The sequence below is a fragment of the Lactobacillus sp. UMNPBX16 genome, assembly GCF_002553775.1.
GTDB lineage: Bacteria > Bacillota > Bacilli > Lactobacillales > Lactobacillaceae > Lactobacillus > Lactobacillus crispatus.
Genome location: NZ_PCYU01000065.1, coordinates 1 through 280 on the forward strand (window position 1 = coordinate 1; position 280 = coordinate 280).

The 280-nt window shown below is 37.1% G+C and carries 1 protein-coding gene; it reads left to right on the plus strand.

Annotation, left to right across the window (positions count from 1 at the left end; genetic code table 11):
- Nucleotides 1-77 precede the first annotated feature (77 nt).
- The coding region (locus tag CP367_RS10185) for a helix-turn-helix domain-containing protein (protein WP_143438896.1) at nt 78-280 on the plus strand (203 nt) is incomplete at its 3' end.

Genomic DNA, 280 nt, shown 5'->3' on the forward strand with positions numbered 1-280 from the left:
AAAAATATATGTGTAATTGTGTTTCTTAAGTGTTATAAAGTGTGTTATAATCTCGCTACAAGGTGGTGAGATTTTTTATGTCTAGAATTATGTATTTAAAAGAAGCTGCTGCCTATCTTGGCAAAGCGCCGTTCACTCTTCAAAGCTGGGATCGAGCTGGGAAATTAAAAGCTCATCGAACAGCTAACAACAGACGATTTTACTATCAATCAGAGCTTGATCAGTATTTAGGCCTTGATCATAACGAGCCCATTGATAAACGCAAAATTGTGGCTTACGC